The sequence below is a fragment of the Nostoc sp. genome (assembly GCF_036917275.1).
Taxonomy (GTDB): Bacteria; Cyanobacteriota; Cyanobacteriia; order Cyanobacteriales; family Nostocaceae; genus Nostoc.
This window is the reverse complement of record NZ_JBALDF010000032.1, coordinates 408,546-424,007: the sequence shown is the minus strand read 5'-3', so window position 1 is coordinate 424,007 and position 15,462 is coordinate 408,546. Positions and strand designations below refer to the sequence as shown.

Sequence of the window (15,462 nt, the reverse complement as noted above, 5' to 3'; positions counted from 1 at the left end):
TATATCGGCGTATGACCAAACTCATGAACGTTGACGAAAATGTGCCAAACGAGTTCTATATCTTTGTCAATGAATTAAATCCCTTAACATATCACAATTTCCATTTCACAGGTGTCTTCTTATCAGGAGCTTTTGGAAGCCTGGATATGAACCCAGAGTTTCTTTCTAAATACCAAAAAGGTAGTGTTCACTACCTTCCGTATAAGCCTTGCGAGATGGATAGCATGGCTCTCTCCCCTTACTTTCTGACTGTAATCAATGACTATCGCGTTGAGTACGATGCTGAAATATTTCGGAAGCGCTACTACCAGTTCTTCCCCTCACGTCTTTCCGCCATCTACGCATTTGGGAATATTGAGTCTTGCCAAGCAGTGAATAGGAAATACGGAGACGGCTGGTCTCTCAATTCTGTGAAGCGGTTTCGGCTGATCGACAACCCCCTAAATAGAGTTGTACGTGTAAACATGGAGCACGTTTCATTGGCGCGCCATGCGTATCGTGTATTAGCACTTCAAGACATAGACAGTTTGTGGAGAGGATATTGGTCGGGATTTGGGAACATTATTCTAGAGTTACCGACCACAGATTTTCAGCGTAAGCAGTACGAATCTGGCGTGATCTGGGAGTACCTTATAGAGGGATGCGTACAACACTTGGATCACGCACATAACAATGCAATTCAATAATAAGCGCATTCCCAATGTAGGGTGCGTTGTCGCAAAGCGCAACGCACCACCGTTTCAAACATCCCAAATATCTGACGAAAGCTGAACCTGACCATCACCGCCCCAATCTAACGGGTAAATCTTTTGTTGAATAAAACGATGAATACTCGAAAAAGTCCATTGCTGCGGTGATTGACAAAGCTGATGCCGCACAGGATTATAGTGGATGTAGTCACAATGATTAGTAAAATCAACATTATCTCGAATTAAATGCTCCCAAAAACGGCGTTGCCATAAGTTTCCTTCTTTTCGCTTTTTTCGTGAACGGGAGATACCTATATCAAGCCCTAGCTGATGCCCATAGTATTTGGTCACAAAGCGTTTGATTAAGAGCATTCGTATCGATATATTCCTATCTCCTTCAGGCAAAGTCCATAGACTGTGAAAGTGATCTGGTAGTAAAACAAAGGCATCAATAGAAAAAGGGTAATTCTTGCGGACATGATTAAGCGCGGCACGGAGAGCAGTGCGCCCGATATCAGAGCAAAGCCAAGGTTGTCGTTGGTAGGTAACTTGAGTGATAAAGTAAGTGCCACCAAGAATATGGGGTCTACGGTAGTTGGGCATGGGCGTGAGGAAATGGCGTTTGTTTTTAGGATGCCCATAATTGATGTGGTGCGTTGCGCTACGCGACAACACACCCTACCTATACTAGATACTGGGGCTACACAAACATATATGTTATGCAGAGATATAACGAAAATATTTACTCAAAAACAACGCCACGATAAATTTCCGCCATCGATAATGCGATCGCAACTAAATCCAAAGAAATAAATAGCTCTAAGCCGCTAAAATCATTGAGCAACCAATCTTCTGCTTGTTTACGATAGCGTTCTACAAAAGGTTCATCCTGCTCAACTAATAAATATTCGCTAAAACTCCCAATTGTTCGATACATGCAAAATTTACTTTGTCGTCGTAATCTGCGGTAGAAAGAGAAGCGATCGCATCTCTAATATAAGGTGCGTTGTCGCCAATCGCAATGCACCTTCATCATATCAGTAGGCGATCGCACGATATTCATCCAAGCTGTAGCGGCGCGAGATGGTAGAAATCATAGGTCGTAGGCAATCGGATTAGCCATAAAGCAACAATATTATTTTGTCACAGATTTGGTTGTGAGGTGATATCGTGCTGCGATGATTAATTTAGTGCATTGCGCTGCGCGACATCCCACCCTAGCAGCTGGTTTTAAACTCGTAAATCAAGTTTTGAACTTCTAAATCAAGTTTTGAACTTCTAAATCAAGTTTTGAACTTCTAAATCAAGTTTTGAACTTCTAAATCAAGTTTTGAACTTCTAAATCGAGTTTTGAACTTCTAAATCGAGTTTTGAACTTCTAAATCGAGTTTTGAACTTCTAAATCTGTTAATCTCAAAAAATTTCAGTAAATATACTCGCATTTATCCTGTGTACCAATACTCTAAAAGTTCTGTAGCTTCACTCAGGCTAGTGCATCCCCTTATTGCGTAAAACAATGTTATATAAGGAACTCAGTGTAAAACCATATCAGAGTTCTACATATTAAATTAATCCAAAAAGGAAAATTTTATGGCGCAACGGAGACGAAACTCGATCGCACTGACTAAAGCTGAACGACGCATTGAAGGATTGCAGACAATTAACCCTGATTTAGACTTTAGCAATGGGTTGTCAATCGCTACTTACAACACTATGATTCATGAGTTACGAGAGAAGCTAGCTGCCCATAATCAAACACGAACAATGATGGATAAGACGCAGAATGCATTAGAAGAAGCAGAACGTGCGTTGAATACTTATTCACTCTAGAATTTTAGGTGAGTAGTGGACTTTTACTAGTTCTCTGAATAACAACTTTGCTCCTTTGGCCGCAACGCGATTTCTAACCAGTTTCACTGGGCGACCAGCTGCTTTTTCAGTATCTAACTGTTCCCCCAAGATTTTACCAATCTCATTCTTGAGGCGCGATCGCTTTGGCTCAATTCTGGTAAACACCCACTGCCACAAAGACTTACGACATAAATCTGAACCGCCTACTACTTTGGCTTTACGGCTATCGCCGGATGCTTCAAGTGAGGGAGCAGCGCCCAAAGCTTTCTGAAATCTTCTCAGTGAAAGGTGGCGTTTAGTTGGTTTTTTAGAGTTTCGCCCCTGGCGTATCTTTACTTCTGGTTTACCGTCCGCATTGAGGAAATTCTCAATTGGGTAAATCTGAGAAATAATCACCGCCGACAGGCGATCGCCAAAGCCAAACTTTTTAAAAACTGTGCGGTAATGGTCAAACCGAGAATCAGCAAGCAATTCTCGCAACTCTGCCTCGATGGCGTGTTCCTCGCGTTGCAGGTCACAGATGCGTTTTGCGTGTTGGCGAACGGTGTCAGTGATGCCCAAGCCCACAGTTTGGGAGTAAAGCCGGTCATAGCGGTTGCTTTTGCGAACTCCAGCAAGCCACCCCCACAGTAGCGGGACTTCACCTGATTCACTCCGCCGTGACTTTACTAGCGCCACCTCTGGAAACTGCCAGGCTAAATCCTGCCGCGCCCGATTCATGATCGGGGACTGCACCCGGTTAAGGTGAGCAAGTCTCAGCACTAACTCTCTAATTCTGACAATGGCGCTAGAGCGAATTTGGACAAATCGGCGCGGCTGGGTATAGTAGTCAAAGTAGTAGCAGGCCAGTGCTAGAGCATCGGCATCATCATCTTTGTCTGGTAATGCTAGGTGATTGGCTCGATAATTCCTTAGTTCTTTATGACCTACCAACCTCACCTCAACCCCAGCACGAGCCAAGTGAGTACCCCACAGCTTGCTGTAGTTATTGCCAGTGGGTTCTAAAAGTGCAATGTCCGGTTTGAGCGCCAGCAATTCTTGAATACCCTTGGCGTTGGCGCTTAAACAAAAAAACGGACATTCATAATAGAATTGACGTGGGTCTGAGGGTTTTTCAACAAGCAGGCAAGCGGAAACAGAGGACTTGCTAACATCAAGTCCCAAAATTCTAATCATTCAGTTCCTCCTGGGTGGTTGTGTTTATGTCCCTGATGCCATGCCTACGAATCACCCGAAGGCCACAACAGCCTAATTCACTCTCAAGGCAAAATCAGAAGCGGTAACTTCTAATGACATAGGGTTGTTAACAGCACAGTCACAGCGGCCGAGCTTATGAATAAGTGAAAGCCATTACAGCTTGTTTCTGAGCAAAAGCCCTAAACTGCTGTTGTATGTGCTGTACGTCTGGGTTGGACTCCAGTCCGCGACGCGATCGCAATCGTGCGATCGCGTTTCGCCGGGGAGTCATTCCGGCTCATCAGGCAAAATTTAAAAATATTTGTTTAGATCCTCTAACTGAGGCTGTTGAGGATCAAAAGGGATCTCGTCCGGGTTAGGCTCCTCCTCAGTTTCTGATTTTTCTAATGATGATTTAACGGTTTGATATTCCTTTTGAAGTTCACGCAAACACATTCTAAGTTGTCTGATTTCCTCCTCCATTTTTGTGGAAACATCTTCCCTAATTTTTCGCTCTACCATCTCCATCAAGCGGGAGGTTTCCTCGTTTGGATCGTCTCCCTCTAGAACTTCAGCAGACAGTTCTAGACGCTTGGATTCATAATTCCCCAGGTTTATTGCCCGTTGGTAAGTAATATTTTTGATTGCCATATTTGTGTGATATTTTTGACTTGTTAACGTTTGAAGCGTTTGAATCAGTGTTGCCTACGCACTTTTCAACCAGAGTGCGTAGGCGCAGCCCGCCGCAGGCATCGCTACATAAATTTTGAGCTATCCTTGAATTTCTTGGGGCTGTTTATCAAACGTTACTTCAAAGCTCCCCCCTCCTTGGCGCAAAAGGCTCACGTAAGCATCGGCATCAGTGCGGGTACGAAGTCGGCAAACGCACGTGTTGTGTCCATCGGGCAGACGTTGAAAAATTGCCCAAGGTCTTAGTTGGTCGCGGTAATCCATAATTTTCAATTTTCAATTGTAGAGTGTGTAAAAAACACCAGCACGAGCAATACCCGCCCATGCTGGTGTTGTTCCTTATAATCCTGAAAAAGTAAACTTGGAGCGGTTATTCCATAGGCGACAACTCCGTATCTAAAAGACTGCGACCCCAGCGGACTTGATTGATCAACGCTTCGATCAATCCTTCTCTGTCAGAGGGTGGTAAAGAACTGTTTATTTGATGCCCAACTACATAAATTTCCTCACGGCATCTTCCGGAAGCTTGATCGCACGATTGAGCCGCAAGAGCGGAAATTAAAAATAGCTTTTCGCGCTTAGTCATTCGCTCAAATGTGGAACCGTACTCCTCTTGGAGTGATTCGAGCAAGGAACCGTCGCCTAGTATATAACTGGTAAAATGACCCACTGGTTTTGACATTGGTATAATTCCCTGATATTAAGTATTTGCATTTGGCGATCGCTCCTCTCGGCACCCCAGGTAGGCGATCGCCTTTTCAATTTCAATGGTTATGCTGCTTCTGCCTCCTCTGACTCCTCAACCTTTTCGCTAATGATGAAGTTTAGGGTGTTGCCTATCGACTGGAAATCAACGATCGCGAATTTTTGATTGTCAACGTCGTGTTTTATGGTGATCTCCATCTGGTCGGAGTAGTCTTTCAGGACATCAATCAATTCTTTAACTGTGGTTGTCATGTGGTTTCCTGGGTAAGTATGCAGACATCAAAATAAATCACCGCGCGGGAAACTCGCTCGCCGCGCTCGCTTGGTGGGTGATTGGTTAGGGTGGTTCCGCGCAAGGACTAGGCGCGGGTGATTTGCTCCGGTTTATCTGTTGTCCCCACGGGCACAGTGGCAATGTGAGGAGGGAGCTAAGGTAAGATTAATTTTGTCTTTACTGTTCTAATGGTAGTATAACGTAAAGACATAACGTGTCAAGAATTCTGTAGATACAAAATAATTCTGTAAAGATAGAATGGAGCTAAGTTTAAATGAAAACCAAGAATGGCCAGACACAAGACGTTAGCGGACGACGCAAAACTAGTCAATATAAGAATGAGTCAACTGGACTGGGAAAACATGGACAAGATAGCCCAGGCGAGGGGAATAACCAGATCGGAAATGCTCCGACTGATAGCACAGGAGAAGATACCTCTCGGTCAAATAGAGAAAGAAACCCTAATCCTGGGAAAATCCTTGAGCGTCTCGAACTAATAGAAAGAACTTTTCTTTCATACGTGCGTGGACATCAGCACCGTCTTGAGACGCGTCTAGACGAGAGTAAGAGTGTAGAGACTACTTTCAAGGAAGAGGTACAAGCGCTTAAACAGGAAATTTATCATTTAACATCTGACACTAACGAGGAAAATCAAGAATAAAACCGTTCTGCCCACTGTGGCTAGGGCGGTTTTGTTTTAGCGATCGGGGGGTGTATGGGGGGTGGGGTGCGTAGCTTGCCGCCGTAGGCATCGCAGTGACTAACAACTAATAACTAATAACTAATAACTAATGAACGGAGAACCAATTTACGTTGCTTATGCCGTGACCAGCGACGGGGAAGGACTGATGCCCGTGTGCTGGCACACCTCTAAACAGAGAGCCGGTGAAGTTGGAGAAGCTCTGTCCATTCAGGATGGGGTATCCTTTTGGGGAGTTTTCGGGTGCAATCATGCCGATTATCAAGCAATAACTTGTTTCCCAGATGACCACCCATTGAATACAAAGCAGTCTTAAAAAAAGCCAAAAAGCCACCTAAAGATTTAGCAGTCCAGGTGGCTCCTTGAAAACAAACTAATAATATTATGCCAGAAAATAGCATACAAAATCAAGCTTTTTATCCACCAACCAAAGTTGTCTCTATTTCTAGTAAGACTCATATTAAAGAGCAACCCAAATACAACAAACCCCATTGCATCATCCCAGTAGAGGATATGACATGGGTGTTAAATCAAGCTAAAAGCATACAAAGTTTGTGGAATCAATGTTGGCAATCAGACCCCTTTGGTAGTCGATGGGTCAAGCTAACAACCACATTAAAAGAATCATCATTTAGATTAGCTAGACGTGCTTTGTACGCTGCTGGATTGTTCGAGTTTAAACGCGACACTTCCTGTTCTGACTCACGTAAAACAGAGTCATGGTCAGTAATCAATCTGCATGGTGCTAGGCGAATAAAAGAGTTTTGGAATTCTGAACCGATATCCGCCACAGATTCACCGATAGCCGCTACAGATTTACCGATAGCCGCTACAGATTCACCGATAGCCGCTACAGATTTACCGATAGCCGCCACAGATTTACCAATATCCGCCACAGATTTACCGATATCCGCCACGAATTCACGGTCTATCTGTAGTGAAAGCATTGCAAATACTAGGGTTCCAGAGTCCCTCAGTAACTCTTCATTATCTTCTCAGGAACTTCTCAATGAAGTTCCTGAAGAAGTAACCCCGACGAACGAACTTCTTGAGAAAGTTCGTTCTCGTGGCACAAAAATCGCAGATGAATTAGCAACTGTTATGGAGCGGTGTTTAAAAAGAGCCAGAGGTGAAGAACCCGAACAGTTTTTTAGGGAATTATTTATTAGCAGATACAAATGGAAAATCGATGATGAGAGATTTCAAAAACTTATTCAACTCACTAAGGAATGTAGGCTTTCATTCTTTGAGAAATTCAAATACGTATACCAAAATGACGGTATGAGCGCTCCTAGAACATTTGATAAAGCAATAGACTTTGTAATAAAAAACGCTTCAAGTATCAATGAAACAGTAAATTTACAACTACTTGCTTTTAATTATCAACCCACTTGTTGATACAAAAAAAGGCCGCTGTCACGGCCATGAATTCTATTACTTCAAAAACATTATGAAACATAACTCTGATGTGCCAGGACAATTAGCACTATTTGCTATTGCACCAACATTTGAACCTCGGACTACCGTTCATGATCCTTACTGGGATGAAGTACTTGCGCCCCAACACCAAGAGGATAACCACTGGAATCCGGCTGACTTTGGAGAAGTACCCCGCAAGTCAGACTCAGACGGTCAACTGACAATTTTCTCCGACGATAGCGACGAGCCACCAGACCCAGACGATTACAAATGTGTGAATGATTATCATCGTGCCTGGGCCGAGTGGAGAACACGTGTTGGGGCGCAAGAATCTTTTAGCACTCCGACAACCACAGTAGCAACACCTGTTGGGGCACACGTAGCATTACATACCAAAAAAGTTGCGCCCCAACACGATACCCACTGGGTAGAGAAATACTGGGTAGAGCGGTCTGGTAATAAATACTGGTATTACCGCTATTGCTGGATGGTAGGCAGGAAGAAAAACCGCCGCTACATTGGGAGTGTGGACAGTATTCGGGCTAAACAGAAAAAAGCAGATGTGGAGATTGCGATCGCGGATGGCTCCTTGCCGATTGAGATTAAGAAATTAATTCAAGATAGAGTCGAATGATTTTACGCCCACAATGCCCAAGGTGTTATAGTCTACGGGTTTATAAAAACGGTGGTTACACTTTGCCCAATGGAACTTTTGTTCAGCGCTGGTTTTGTCAAAACTGCCGCAAAAGCTTCAGTTAATTACTTAATCCCTCAACAATTCCTGAGTTTCAGCAATCAATTTCTGAAACTTCCGTAACTCATCCCAAGAACGAGTGCCAATGTCTAAAACTCTTGAGTTCTGGTTAGGGTGGTAGATAGTACGTTTGTATTGAATGTAGCGGTCTATCAGCTGCACTGTGAACTCCTGTAAAAAATCCCCTGGCAATAAGGGGATTTGTTGACCATGATCGGTTATCAGTTTGGAATCAACAAACCTAGCGTAGGTTAAAACGTCATCCTTCAGGGCAATAGGTACGCGGATGCAAGTTGTGTTTCCACTGTTCCAACCTGGTTGCCAAGGAATGCCGGGGGACTTCGTTTTGCTCATGTCTATCGCCTTAAAATGCGTGTTACAAGCAAATATTATAAGAAATTGCGATCGCACTATAGTACAGAAAAAGTGCGATCGCAAAATGTAGATTTGTCCAGACTATTCGCCCAATTCTGATTTGTCAGAAATTCAGGTAGCCGCAGGAGGTGAAATTGATTCATACTGACTCACAAGTTGCTCCAGTCCAGCTAATTTTGTTGCTGTAGCAGCTTTCTGTTGCTCATCCTCATCAAAAGACGAGGTAATGGTATTAAGTTTGAGAGTTAAATCGGCGTTATCCGTCTTCAATTGGGCGTTTTCGGCCCGAAGTTGAGTATTTTCTTGGATGCTCGCGATCGCGTTTTGGAGAAGAGCAGCCAATCGGTCTATAAAATCTGGTGTAGCCATGTGATACCCACCTATGATGTTGCATGAAAAATGCGATTGCACTTGGTCAGAGAGATGGCGAGTGCGATCGCGTAATTATAATGGTTCTTTATCAACTCTCAGCCTATTCCCCTGGTTTCGATTTGTCACAGATTTGGGTAAATTTGGTCAACTTCATCCCAAGCCTGATTAGCAAGATTCTCCAATGCCATAGCCAAGTACAGGGGATGATCATATTCCCCGCCTTGCAAGCGCTCGAAAAATATCTCAATTTGCAGGAATAGGAATTTGGCGTTCATAAAGTCGCGATCGCGTTTTTTACGTCATCATCACTAACCTCGATGTACCGAGAAAGCACCTTCAAATCGGTGTGACCAGTGGCTTTTTTAATGATTGCCAAGCTCACACCTCGGTTTGCTAGTCGGGTGATAAAAGTGCGGCGGGTAGAATGAGTTGATATGCCCTTTGCTGTTAATCCGGCTCTCTCTACAGCTGTGCGTAAAATTTGGTCAGCCGCCCGTAGAGACATCGGCTTATCTGCAACTCTTGATGGAAATAACCAAATTGAACCTGGCAGTGGCTTATATGCGGTGAGCAATTCAGCCAAAGTATGGTGGACCGGTACCTGGCGAGTAAGTCGTTTTCCGTTCGGCGTAGCCTTGCGAGTCCTGGCGCGAAAGTTGACATAATCCCTTGGTGTACCATCAAGGTTGTACACGTCGAGAAGTTGCAATTTCACCAATGCACCCCACCTTTCCCCGGTGTACCAAGCTAGATCCAAAAGTAGTTTATATTTTTGACTGCGGATCTGCTTACGAATTTTGGAATAATCCGCATCGCTCAAAATTGCGGCTTGTCCATTTCGATTATTTTTCATTTAGTTTTTTACTTCTGCTTGTTCCGGTTTAACCATTCGCAGTGGTTAAACCGGAATATTCCTAACTTTAAAGATTAGAAATATTCGACTTAATCGTATTCATAGCAAGGCTTACACGTCTTCGGTGATTGTGCTGCTTTTACATAAAAGTGGCATATTTACGATTTTTCGATTAAGCCATACAACGGATTTATTCACTTCATAAAATCCGTTGCATGGCACAAATGACTGACCTGACTTTTCAGCAACTAGAAACAGCTTCAGGCTTAACTAATTTATTCGTCGTAGACCCTACTTATGGATTAATGCTGAGATTATCAGCTATCACTCCCACTCCTGTGAATGCAAAATCTGCTGCTGGAGTAGTACAAGCACTTTATCAATTACGCGAGTGCGCTGCTAGGGCACAAGTAACAGCCAATGCCAATCAAACTATTGGTGAACGGTTAGCAGCATTCCCCCAAGCATCCACGGGCACAGCAGTAAACGGCTTTGTACTTTCCAGTGGTCAAATCCTTACCAAAACACCGCTAGCTTTAACTGGGATTGTAGGAGCTAATAACTAATGACTAATCCTGGGATTTTTCGCAATGTTAATATCTTGCATGAGCTAAATGCTTCTACTGCTACAGAGATGGTTGAGCTTTACCAGCCAGGACTGCTTAATAGTCTGGATGTAGTGAGCAATGCAAAATATAGCGGTTTTATTACCTCGTTACGATTGACAATTGATATTACTAGCATTGATGAATTAGAAGTTGTGGAGAATGATACTCTGGCATCAGATGATACTATTGCTGAGAATGCCAAAATAACTTTCAATAACAATGCTAAAAAGTGTATTTCATTTTTTATGGAAACATCTGCTACACCATTAATCAAAATAGCAGATATCTATTTATTCAATCAGCGACCATTTTATTATTTAAGCTTGTTGCCTTATTTCACTAGTGCAAATACTTTTGATGTTGCCCCCGATGCGGTAATAGCAGCGCAAATCAAAGATGTTGGTCATGGCTTATTATCTGGTGATGATAAAATTCTAGTTTTAGGAACTGTTATTGAGGAATCACCAGTTTATGATCAGTCAGTATTAAGAGTAGAGTAAAATCATGGAAGTTTCAAAGCTTAAAACCATTGTTAACCTCAGCTTAAATGATATTCTACCTGCCCTTGATATTGATGGTGGAGTTAGCGGTAAGCCGAGACTAGGAAAAACATCTATAGCATCAATTATAGATTTGGTGTCCAGTACACCGAATGGAAGCCCAGGAGGTGGTGGTTTTGCCATTCCCACAGTTATAAAAACTGTTGCTGATTCTGGTGATTATTTTATTGGTATTGATGTTGATGGCTTGCTTTATAAAATCACCAAAGCTGATTTATTAGCCAGTTTATCAAGTGGAGGCAGCACTAGTAGCGGTAGTGGAACTTCGGGAACTGTTTTCGGTTATCCTTCTGGAATGGCATTACTTTTAGAAGGAAGTCTAACCGATAAATCAGGGAATACTAGAAACGCCTCAGCGGTCGGTAGTAACTCTCCATTAATAGTAACTGCTATAGACGGCAAACAAGTACTGAGGTGGAACGGTTCAGGTACACAAGAACTGCAAGTCACACCTTTTTTAAGCAATTCTATTGGCGCAACTCTTTATTGTGTATTCACTATCTATCAAGCAGACAATTACAATCTTGTTCGGACTGCTGGATTAGATGATTATTGGAAATTTGTATCAGGCAGTGGTTATTTTGGAACATTCAAAAACTCTCGTTTTGAAAGCTATCCTTTAAGTATGCCTAATACTGGTAGTCATTTACTTAGTATCCACGCTGATTTCAATACCTATGAAGTATTAGTGGATAGGGTAAGTAAAGGACAACAGCAAAGTACTTTTGCACCTGGTGATAGGTTTAGGATAGGGGTCAATGATAAAGTTTTTACTGGAGACATTGCAACACTCTTGGTATATCCGGAGTATATTGCTCCCAATTCAACAAAAGATACTGCTGTAAAAAATACTATTAAAAGCAATTATCCATCATTAGTATTTTCGTAAATCATGGCAGAGGTAACTTACGCCGAACCAACTACACGAACGCCGCTAAATTTTGATGTATTGCCACCGATACAGCAATCAGCCCCAATCACTAACACCGCTCCAACCAAAAGTAGTTTTACAGCCAACCAAGAAGCACCGGGACAATTAGCAAGGCCGATTGATTATCACGGTGAGCCGCACACAATGCCAAGTGTGCAACAGCAAATCAAAAACGATGGGGCAACGTGGAAAATGATTGATGTTACTCCAGAAACCACGGCTAGACCTTCACCAAGAGCAAATACTACACAATCAGTATTAGCAGGGACTAATGTAGTTAGCGGTAATAATTTCGCTCAAGAACAAGCCTTTGAACAAGCTGCTTATCAGGGAGGTTGGGCTTTATCAGGTTTTTGGGATGGTGCAATAGAAGGTAAAAACTATCCTAATGAATCACTACGATTAAAAAGAGATGCCCTTGAAGATTTATCTTACACTGTTGGACAAAAGGCAGGGAACCAAGTAAGAGAACTATCAAAAGATGCCAAAAAAAATATAGAAGACTTATGGCATCATAGACCCACCTTTGAGATACCAAAAATTCAAATTCCAAAATTTGACATCCCACAGATGCCCAAATTTGATATTCCCACAATCCCAGAATTTCATCCCCAGCTTGAACTAAAAGAAAAGGACATTCCCCGTCTAAAAGAACCCGCTCCAAAGCCAATACCAAAAAGCTTACTTGAACAATTACAACAATTGGACTTATCACCCTGTGGTAGCATTTCTTTTGGTGTGGTGTATGCCACCAAAGCAACAGGTGAATATTTTGTCCCTAATGCAGAAAATACCGGAGGGTATTTTGAAGTTATAAGAGTTCCTAGCTCATTAGATGAAATATATGGCTTGTATTCTAATTGGGAATCTACTCAAAATACAAAATATTATTCTAATGCTATCGAATATCTTGAAAGTGGAGGTGGTACAGGCGCTGCTAATCAAATTAATGTAGGCAATGGAGCTAAGTATGTATACCACTCTCTAATAGGTAATGGGGTATATGGTAATGGAAGTCCTTATGGTAGCGGTTACCCTTTTTATTATGTTGGTGGTGGCATTGTTGAAATATCAGGAGACTCTACAAAAGCAGGGATTTCAAGAGTATTAGGCGATTTAGCTAAAAGTGGTTATACCCCAGAAATTTATAAATTAAATGTTTCTAATCCCTCAGCAAAAGATTGCCCAATAGGTAAACCACCACCACCCCCAGACCCACCTCCAGACCCACCCAAGGATTGTGATTGTATGGCTCAATGTTGTCCAGATATTGATTACAGAAAAATTCAAGCAATGATTGAAGAGGCGGTAAAGAAGCTTGATGTTACTGCTGCTGTGCCCCTTTTTTGGCAAATACGACATGAAGGTGACAAACCTCAGATGGTGATTCAATGTGCTGAGAGAAAGAGTGCCCCAACTGCTAAAGAAGCCGCAAAATATGATAGTGCCAAATACCCGATTACCGTCCCTCACTGGAGAGGTGGACAGAATGATAAACCACCACTACCAGCATATAAAAAAGGCAACTGGGAAGGAATTTTAGTATTAGCTGATAATAGCAAAGTTACAATAAATGCTCAGAATGAATCTGAATGTATAAAAATATTGAATGCTATTAAACCGTGGATAGATTCAAAAATGCTGGAGAACTCCTACTTTAAGGGAGGCAAAATAAAAACTAAAGAACCAATTAAAGAAACACAGGTTTACCCTCAATACGGAAGATACTTCAAGAATGGGCAGAAAAATAATAAACCTGACTGGAGAGTAGACTTTTTATAGTGCAAAGATGCCCAAAGCGAATACAGCATCAAAGTGATAAAAATAATGGGCTTGATAATAATAAAAAGCCTACACATATTTCAATGGCTGATGCGACAAAACTTTTGTACCTTGACAGAAGTACTATCCGCTATCACATTATCCGCAAGCGTATACGAGCATTTAAAGCTGCTGGCAAGTGGTGGCTAAATTTTGACGATGTGGAAACTTTCAAGCAGTGGAATAAATAGCAGTTAAGCGAAACTCTATCAAGGGTTAAGGCTCGATAGGGAGAGTAAGCGATTGCTAATGACAGAGTTAGTTTTCAGGTACTAGTTTGGATGTATCAAAGCAAACAAACTTTAGGTACATACTTATGGCCGCTAGCATTACTACTGTAGCTACTACTCTTGAAGGTCAATTGTGGGAAATTGCACTCCACATGCAGGTTTCAGAATTAGCGCAACCATCGGCGACGCGTCCTAATAACATTCAAACAAATGTGGACACCGAGAATCAAACAGCTTCAATTACTTTTTCTTCGCCAGCCACTTTTGCTGTCTCTGGTGCTGGTGCATTGGTAGCATCTCCTACTCCTTACCTTCCTTAATTCCTAATTTTCTGGGACGAAACTTCCCAGAAAACTAATATTTCTAAAAATTTCAACAAGAGGAAAAAAAAATGCCTGCTGAACCGAAAACGGTAATTTGGTACATTAATTTAGGCGGCTCGGTCGGCGATATCGGGGCAATGAGATATGCGTGGAGAGGTAAAAAGACTTCATACAAGAATATCGGCGACGGCTTAGGCGTCAAACAAGCTAAGGATACCGATACAGGACTGATGTTTGGGGCCAATAGCCCCAAGCCGGCTAAAGTAAGAATTTCTTACACAGATGCCAATACTGGCGCAAGTAAAACATGTGTACGGTTTTGTGAGCCAGACAAAATAGGTGATGTAACTACCGGCGGTAAAATCAATTCTAAAAAAATTGTTATAGCCGGCGTAGAGTGCAACATCAACGCCGTAGAGATCAAGAATAACTAAGATGGAATTGTCGGAAGGTTACAGTGACCTTAGAAACAATTATCTGTGGAATGTCAGATTTGATCAATCTATTTTAGGTAATCAAAACTTTGACATTCCCAGAGAATTCACATCAGGGATAGTAGCAGTACTCGCAACCACCACTAATATTAACCCCAGGAATATAGCAGGGTATTTAATACAAACGGTTAATTTATTTCAAGTAGGTGGTATAGCCCAAACTTCAAGCAGTTATGCTTTACCTAACAAAATACCAAGGGTGATTATATTCCCTGATGGAATTTCGCCCTTCACATTGCGGTTTAGATTAGCGTTTCCTGTGGGAAATTGTCGCCTAAAAATTTGGGAAGCAATCATCAAATAATTTTATATGAAGTTTGACCTTAGCTTCGCTGGCTTTGTACTTTCTTTGATTGTTGCTGCATCAGGTTGGTTTTTCCGGTGGAACGACAAACAGAAATTCGAGAGACAGCAAGCTACTCAAAAAGCAGTAGCGGCTGCTGAGAAAGCTTTGAACGAGGAACGCGATTTTAATCATCTTCGTAACAACCAAGTGCAAATTTCACAGGGCATTGCTACTGGATTTGATGAAATCGAACGGAGGTTAGACCATCTCCGCGAACTATTAACTGAGATTAAAGCGTATTTAATCCGTAACCAACGCAGTACTCATGAGGAATGATGCGCGTGGGGATTC

The 15,462-nt window shown here is 42.2% G+C and carries 28 protein-coding genes; 17 read left to right on the top strand and 11 right to left on the bottom strand.

Annotation, left to right across the window (positions count from 1 at the left end):
* Positions 1 to 23 precede the first annotated feature (23 nt).
* Positions 24 to 686, top strand: a complete 663-nt coding sequence (locus tag V7K35_RS13250; RefSeq protein WP_335079592.1) for a hypothetical protein — start codon at positions 24 to 26, stop codon at positions 684 to 686.
* Between the two features lie 54 nt (positions 687 to 740).
* On the opposite strand, the gene V7K35_RS13245 is transcribed toward V7K35_RS13250, so the two are convergent.
* Both V7K35_RS13245 and V7K35_RS13240 read right to left on the bottom strand, forming a co-directional pair.
* Positions 741 to 1,292, bottom strand: a complete 552-nt coding sequence (locus V7K35_RS13245) for an REP-associated tyrosine transposase (RefSeq protein ID WP_442939723.1) — start codon at positions 1,290 to 1,292, stop codon at positions 741 to 743.
* A gap of 139 nt (positions 1,293 to 1,431) precedes the next feature.
* Complete coding sequence (locus V7K35_RS13240; protein ID WP_335079588.1) at positions 1,432 to 1,626, bottom strand: hypothetical protein; 195 nt, start codon at positions 1,624 to 1,626, stop codon at positions 1,432 to 1,434.
* 653 nt (positions 1,627 to 2,279) lie between these two features.
* On the opposite strand from V7K35_RS13240, the gene V7K35_RS13235 reads away from it, so the two are divergent.
* On the top strand, positions 2,280 to 2,519 hold the full coding sequence (locus V7K35_RS13235; RefSeq protein WP_335079586.1) for a hypothetical protein: 240 nt from the start codon (positions 2,280 to 2,282) through the stop codon (positions 2,517 to 2,519).
* Here the strand turns inward: V7K35_RS13235 and V7K35_RS13230 are convergent.
* The 6 genes from V7K35_RS13230 to V7K35_RS13205 form a co-directional block, all read right to left on the bottom strand.
* The gene (locus tag V7K35_RS13230; RefSeq protein WP_335079584.1) at positions 2,511 to 3,716 is read right to left on the bottom strand and encodes an IS110 family transposase; all 1,206 of its coding nucleotides are present in this window, start codon (positions 3,714 to 3,716) and stop codon (positions 2,511 to 2,513) included. The genes V7K35_RS13235 and V7K35_RS13230 overlap by 9 nt on opposite strands.
* Positions 3,717 to 3,870: 154 nt before the next feature.
* On the bottom strand, positions 3,871 to 4,008 hold the full coding sequence (locus tag V7K35_RS13225; RefSeq protein ID WP_335079582.1) for a hypothetical protein: 138 nt from the start codon (positions 4,006 to 4,008) through the stop codon (positions 3,871 to 3,873).
* A gap of 20 nt (positions 4,009 to 4,028) precedes the next feature.
* Complete coding sequence (locus V7K35_RS13220) at positions 4,029 to 4,367, bottom strand: hypothetical protein (RefSeq protein ID WP_335079580.1); 339 nt, start codon at positions 4,365 to 4,367, stop codon at positions 4,029 to 4,031.
* A gap of 120 nt (positions 4,368 to 4,487) precedes the next feature.
* Positions 4,488 to 4,670, bottom strand: coding sequence for a hypothetical protein (locus V7K35_RS13215; protein WP_335079578.1), 183 nt, complete (start codon positions 4,668 to 4,670; stop codon positions 4,488 to 4,490).
* A gap of 106 nt (positions 4,671 to 4,776) precedes the next feature.
* Positions 4,777 to 5,088 (bottom strand): hypothetical protein, encoded by a 312-nt coding sequence (locus tag V7K35_RS13210; protein WP_335079576.1) that lies wholly within the window; start codon positions 5,086 to 5,088, stop codon positions 4,777 to 4,779.
* A gap of 89 nt (positions 5,089 to 5,177) precedes the next feature.
* Positions 5,178 to 5,363, bottom strand: a complete 186-nt coding sequence (locus tag V7K35_RS13205) for a hypothetical protein (protein ID WP_335079574.1) — start codon at positions 5,361 to 5,363, stop codon at positions 5,178 to 5,180.
* Between the two features lie 296 nt (positions 5,364 to 5,659).
* Between V7K35_RS13205 and V7K35_RS13200 the strand changes: the two genes are divergently transcribed.
* From V7K35_RS13200 to V7K35_RS29700, 5 genes are all read left to right on the top strand, one after another.
* Positions 5,660 to 6,046, top strand: a complete 387-nt coding sequence (locus V7K35_RS13200) for a hypothetical protein (protein WP_335079573.1) — start codon at positions 5,660 to 5,662, stop codon at positions 6,044 to 6,046.
* Between the two features lie 130 nt (positions 6,047 to 6,176).
* The gene (locus tag V7K35_RS13195) at positions 6,177 to 6,401 is read left to right on the top strand and encodes a hypothetical protein (protein ID WP_335079571.1); all 225 of its coding nucleotides are present in this window, start codon (positions 6,177 to 6,179) and stop codon (positions 6,399 to 6,401) included.
* Positions 6,402 to 6,469: 68 nt separating this feature from the next.
* Positions 6,470 to 7,483, top strand: coding sequence for a hypothetical protein (locus V7K35_RS13190; protein ID WP_335079568.1), 1,014 nt, complete (start codon positions 6,470 to 6,472; stop codon positions 7,481 to 7,483).
* 52 nt (positions 7,484 to 7,535) lie between these two features.
* Positions 7,536 to 8,138 carry a DUF4102 domain-containing protein gene (locus V7K35_RS13185; protein ID WP_335079566.1) on the top strand — a complete coding sequence of 201 codons (603 nt, stop codon included), beginning with the start codon at positions 7,536 to 7,538 and terminating at the stop codon, positions 8,136 to 8,138.
* Positions 8,135 to 8,263, top strand: a complete 129-nt coding sequence (locus tag V7K35_RS29700; RefSeq protein ID WP_442939718.1) for an IS1/IS1595 family N-terminal zinc-binding domain-containing protein — start codon at positions 8,135 to 8,137, stop codon at positions 8,261 to 8,263. Before V7K35_RS13185 ends, V7K35_RS29700 begins: the two co-directional genes overlap by 4 nt.
* Before the next feature lie 4 nt (positions 8,264 to 8,267).
* Here V7K35_RS29700 and V7K35_RS13180 read toward each other — a convergent pair whose 3' ends face one another.
* On the bottom strand, positions 8,268 to 8,612 hold the full coding sequence (locus V7K35_RS13180; protein ID WP_335079564.1) for a hypothetical protein: 345 nt from the start codon (positions 8,610 to 8,612) through the stop codon (positions 8,268 to 8,270).
* A 132-nt stretch (positions 8,613 to 8,744) separates the two neighbouring features.
* Positions 8,745 to 9,002 carry a hypothetical protein gene (locus V7K35_RS13175; RefSeq protein WP_335079562.1) on the bottom strand — a complete coding sequence of 86 codons (258 nt, stop codon included), beginning with the start codon at positions 9,000 to 9,002 and terminating at the stop codon, positions 8,745 to 8,747.
* A 23-nt stretch (positions 9,003 to 9,025) separates the two neighbouring features.
* Between V7K35_RS13175 and V7K35_RS13170 the strand changes: the two genes are divergently transcribed.
* The gene (locus tag V7K35_RS13170; protein ID WP_335079560.1) at positions 9,026 to 9,265 is read left to right on the top strand and encodes a hypothetical protein; all 240 of its coding nucleotides are present in this window, start codon (positions 9,026 to 9,028) and stop codon (positions 9,263 to 9,265) included.
* A gap of 11 nt (positions 9,266 to 9,276) precedes the next feature.
* On the opposite strand, the gene V7K35_RS13165 is transcribed toward V7K35_RS13170, so the two are convergent.
* On the bottom strand, positions 9,277 to 9,858 hold the full coding sequence (locus V7K35_RS13165) for a tyrosine-type recombinase/integrase (RefSeq protein WP_335079558.1): 582 nt from the start codon (positions 9,856 to 9,858) through the stop codon (positions 9,277 to 9,279).
* Positions 9,859 to 10,082: 224 nt separating this feature from the next.
* On the opposite strand from V7K35_RS13165, the gene V7K35_RS13160 reads away from it, so the two are divergent.
* From V7K35_RS13160 to V7K35_RS13120, 9 genes are all read left to right on the top strand, one after another.
* A complete protein-coding gene (locus V7K35_RS13160; protein ID WP_335079556.1) occupies positions 10,083 to 10,424 on the top strand; it encodes a hypothetical protein in 342 nt (113 codons plus the stop codon).
* Positions 10,424 to 10,966 carry a hypothetical protein gene (locus V7K35_RS13155; protein ID WP_335079554.1) on the top strand — a complete coding sequence of 181 codons (543 nt, stop codon included), beginning with the start codon at positions 10,424 to 10,426 and terminating at the stop codon, positions 10,964 to 10,966. Before V7K35_RS13160 ends, V7K35_RS13155 begins: the two co-directional genes overlap by 1 nt.
* Positions 10,967 to 10,970: 4 nt before the next feature.
* A complete protein-coding gene (locus V7K35_RS13150) occupies positions 10,971 to 11,915 on the top strand; it encodes a hypothetical protein (RefSeq protein ID WP_335079552.1) in 945 nt (314 codons plus the stop codon).
* Between the two features lie 234 nt (positions 11,916 to 12,149).
* A complete protein-coding gene (locus V7K35_RS13145; RefSeq protein WP_335079550.1) occupies positions 12,150 to 13,739 on the top strand; it encodes a hypothetical protein in 1,590 nt (529 codons plus the stop codon).
* A gap of 83 nt (positions 13,740 to 13,822) precedes the next feature.
* On the top strand, positions 13,823 to 13,969 hold the full coding sequence (locus V7K35_RS13140; protein ID WP_335079548.1) for a hypothetical protein: 147 nt from the start codon (positions 13,823 to 13,825) through the stop codon (positions 13,967 to 13,969).
* A 125-nt stretch (positions 13,970 to 14,094) separates the two neighbouring features.
* A complete protein-coding gene (locus tag V7K35_RS13135; protein ID WP_335079546.1) occupies positions 14,095 to 14,328 on the top strand; it encodes a hypothetical protein in 234 nt (77 codons plus the stop codon).
* Between the two features lie 71 nt (positions 14,329 to 14,399).
* Positions 14,400 to 14,765 (top strand): hypothetical protein, encoded by a 366-nt coding sequence (locus V7K35_RS13130; protein ID WP_335079543.1) that lies wholly within the window; start codon positions 14,400 to 14,402, stop codon positions 14,763 to 14,765.
* A gap of 1 nt (position 14,766) precedes the next feature.
* On the top strand, positions 14,767 to 15,129 hold the full coding sequence (locus tag V7K35_RS13125) for a hypothetical protein (protein ID WP_335079541.1): 363 nt from the start codon (positions 14,767 to 14,769) through the stop codon (positions 15,127 to 15,129).
* Positions 15,130 to 15,135: 6 nt separating this feature from the next.
* Positions 15,136 to 15,447: a hypothetical protein gene (locus V7K35_RS13120; RefSeq protein WP_335079538.1), complete on the top strand. Its 312-nt coding sequence runs from the start codon at positions 15,136 to 15,138 to the stop codon at positions 15,445 to 15,447.
* The last annotated feature ends 15 nt before the right edge of the window (positions 15,448 to 15,462 follow it).

Coding starts and splice junctions, on each gene's coding strand:
- V7K35_RS13250 (WP_335079592.1), top strand. CDS start 24: ATGAACGTTGACGAAAATGTGCCAAACGAGTTCTATATCTTTGTCAAT.
- V7K35_RS13245 (WP_442939723.1), bottom strand. CDS start 1,292: ATGCCCAACTACCGTAGACCCCATATTCTTGGTGGCACTTACTTTATC.
- V7K35_RS13240 (WP_335079588.1), bottom strand. CDS start 1,626: ATGTATCGAACAATTGGGAGTTTTAGCGAATATTTATTAGTTGAGCAG.
- V7K35_RS13235 (WP_335079586.1), top strand. CDS start 2,280: ATGGCGCAACGGAGACGAAACTCGATCGCACTGACTAAAGCTGAACGA.
- V7K35_RS13230 (WP_335079584.1), bottom strand. CDS start 3,716: ATGATTAGAATTTTGGGACTTGATGTTAGCAAGTCCTCTGTTTCCGCT.
- V7K35_RS13225 (WP_335079582.1), bottom strand. CDS start 4,008: ATGACTCCCCGGCGAAACGCGATCGCACGATTGCGATCGCGTCGCGGA.
- V7K35_RS13220 (WP_335079580.1), bottom strand. CDS start 4,367: ATGGCAATCAAAAATATTACTTACCAACGGGCAATAAACCTGGGGAAT.
- V7K35_RS13215 (WP_335079578.1), bottom strand. CDS start 4,670: ATGGATTACCGCGACCAACTAAGACCTTGGGCAATTTTTCAACGTCTG.
- V7K35_RS13210 (WP_335079576.1), bottom strand. CDS start 5,088: ATGTCAAAACCAGTGGGTCATTTTACCAGTTATATACTAGGCGACGGT.
- V7K35_RS13205 (WP_335079574.1), bottom strand. CDS start 5,363: ATGACAACCACAGTTAAAGAATTGATTGATGTCCTGAAAGACTACTCC.
- V7K35_RS13200 (WP_335079573.1), top strand. CDS start 5,660: ATGAAAACCAAGAATGGCCAGACACAAGACGTTAGCGGACGACGCAAA.
- V7K35_RS13195 (WP_335079571.1), top strand. CDS start 6,177: ATGAACGGAGAACCAATTTACGTTGCTTATGCCGTGACCAGCGACGGG.
- V7K35_RS13190 (WP_335079568.1), top strand. CDS start 6,470: ATGCCAGAAAATAGCATACAAAATCAAGCTTTTTATCCACCAACCAAA.
- V7K35_RS13185 (WP_335079566.1), top strand. CDS start 7,536: ATGAAACATAACTCTGATGTGCCAGGACAATTAGCACTATTTGCTATT.
- V7K35_RS29700 (WP_442939718.1), top strand. CDS start 8,135: ATGATTTTACGCCCACAATGCCCAAGGTGTTATAGTCTACGGGTTTAT.
- V7K35_RS13180 (WP_335079564.1), bottom strand. CDS start 8,612: ATGAGCAAAACGAAGTCCCCCGGCATTCCTTGGCAACCAGGTTGGAAC.
- V7K35_RS13175 (WP_335079562.1), bottom strand. CDS start 9,002: ATGGCTACACCAGATTTTATAGACCGATTGGCTGCTCTTCTCCAAAAC.
- V7K35_RS13170 (WP_335079560.1), top strand. CDS start 9,026: ATGAAAAATGCGATTGCACTTGGTCAGAGAGATGGCGAGTGCGATCGC.
- V7K35_RS13165 (WP_335079558.1), bottom strand. CDS start 9,858: ATGAAAAATAATCGAAATGGACAAGCCGCAATTTTGAGCGATGCGGAT.
- V7K35_RS13160 (WP_335079556.1), top strand. CDS start 10,083: ATGACTGACCTGACTTTTCAGCAACTAGAAACAGCTTCAGGCTTAACT.
- V7K35_RS13155 (WP_335079554.1), top strand. CDS start 10,424: ATGACTAATCCTGGGATTTTTCGCAATGTTAATATCTTGCATGAGCTA.
- V7K35_RS13150 (WP_335079552.1), top strand. CDS start 10,971: ATGGAAGTTTCAAAGCTTAAAACCATTGTTAACCTCAGCTTAAATGAT.
- V7K35_RS13145 (WP_335079550.1), top strand. CDS start 12,150: ATGATTGATGTTACTCCAGAAACCACGGCTAGACCTTCACCAAGAGCA.
- V7K35_RS13140 (WP_335079548.1), top strand. CDS start 13,823: ATGGCTGATGCGACAAAACTTTTGTACCTTGACAGAAGTACTATCCGC.
- V7K35_RS13135 (WP_335079546.1), top strand. CDS start 14,095: ATGGCCGCTAGCATTACTACTGTAGCTACTACTCTTGAAGGTCAATTG.
- V7K35_RS13130 (WP_335079543.1), top strand. CDS start 14,400: ATGCCTGCTGAACCGAAAACGGTAATTTGGTACATTAATTTAGGCGGC.
- V7K35_RS13125 (WP_335079541.1), top strand. CDS start 14,767: ATGGAATTGTCGGAAGGTTACAGTGACCTTAGAAACAATTATCTGTGG.
- V7K35_RS13120 (WP_335079538.1), top strand. CDS start 15,136: ATGAAGTTTGACCTTAGCTTCGCTGGCTTTGTACTTTCTTTGATTGTT.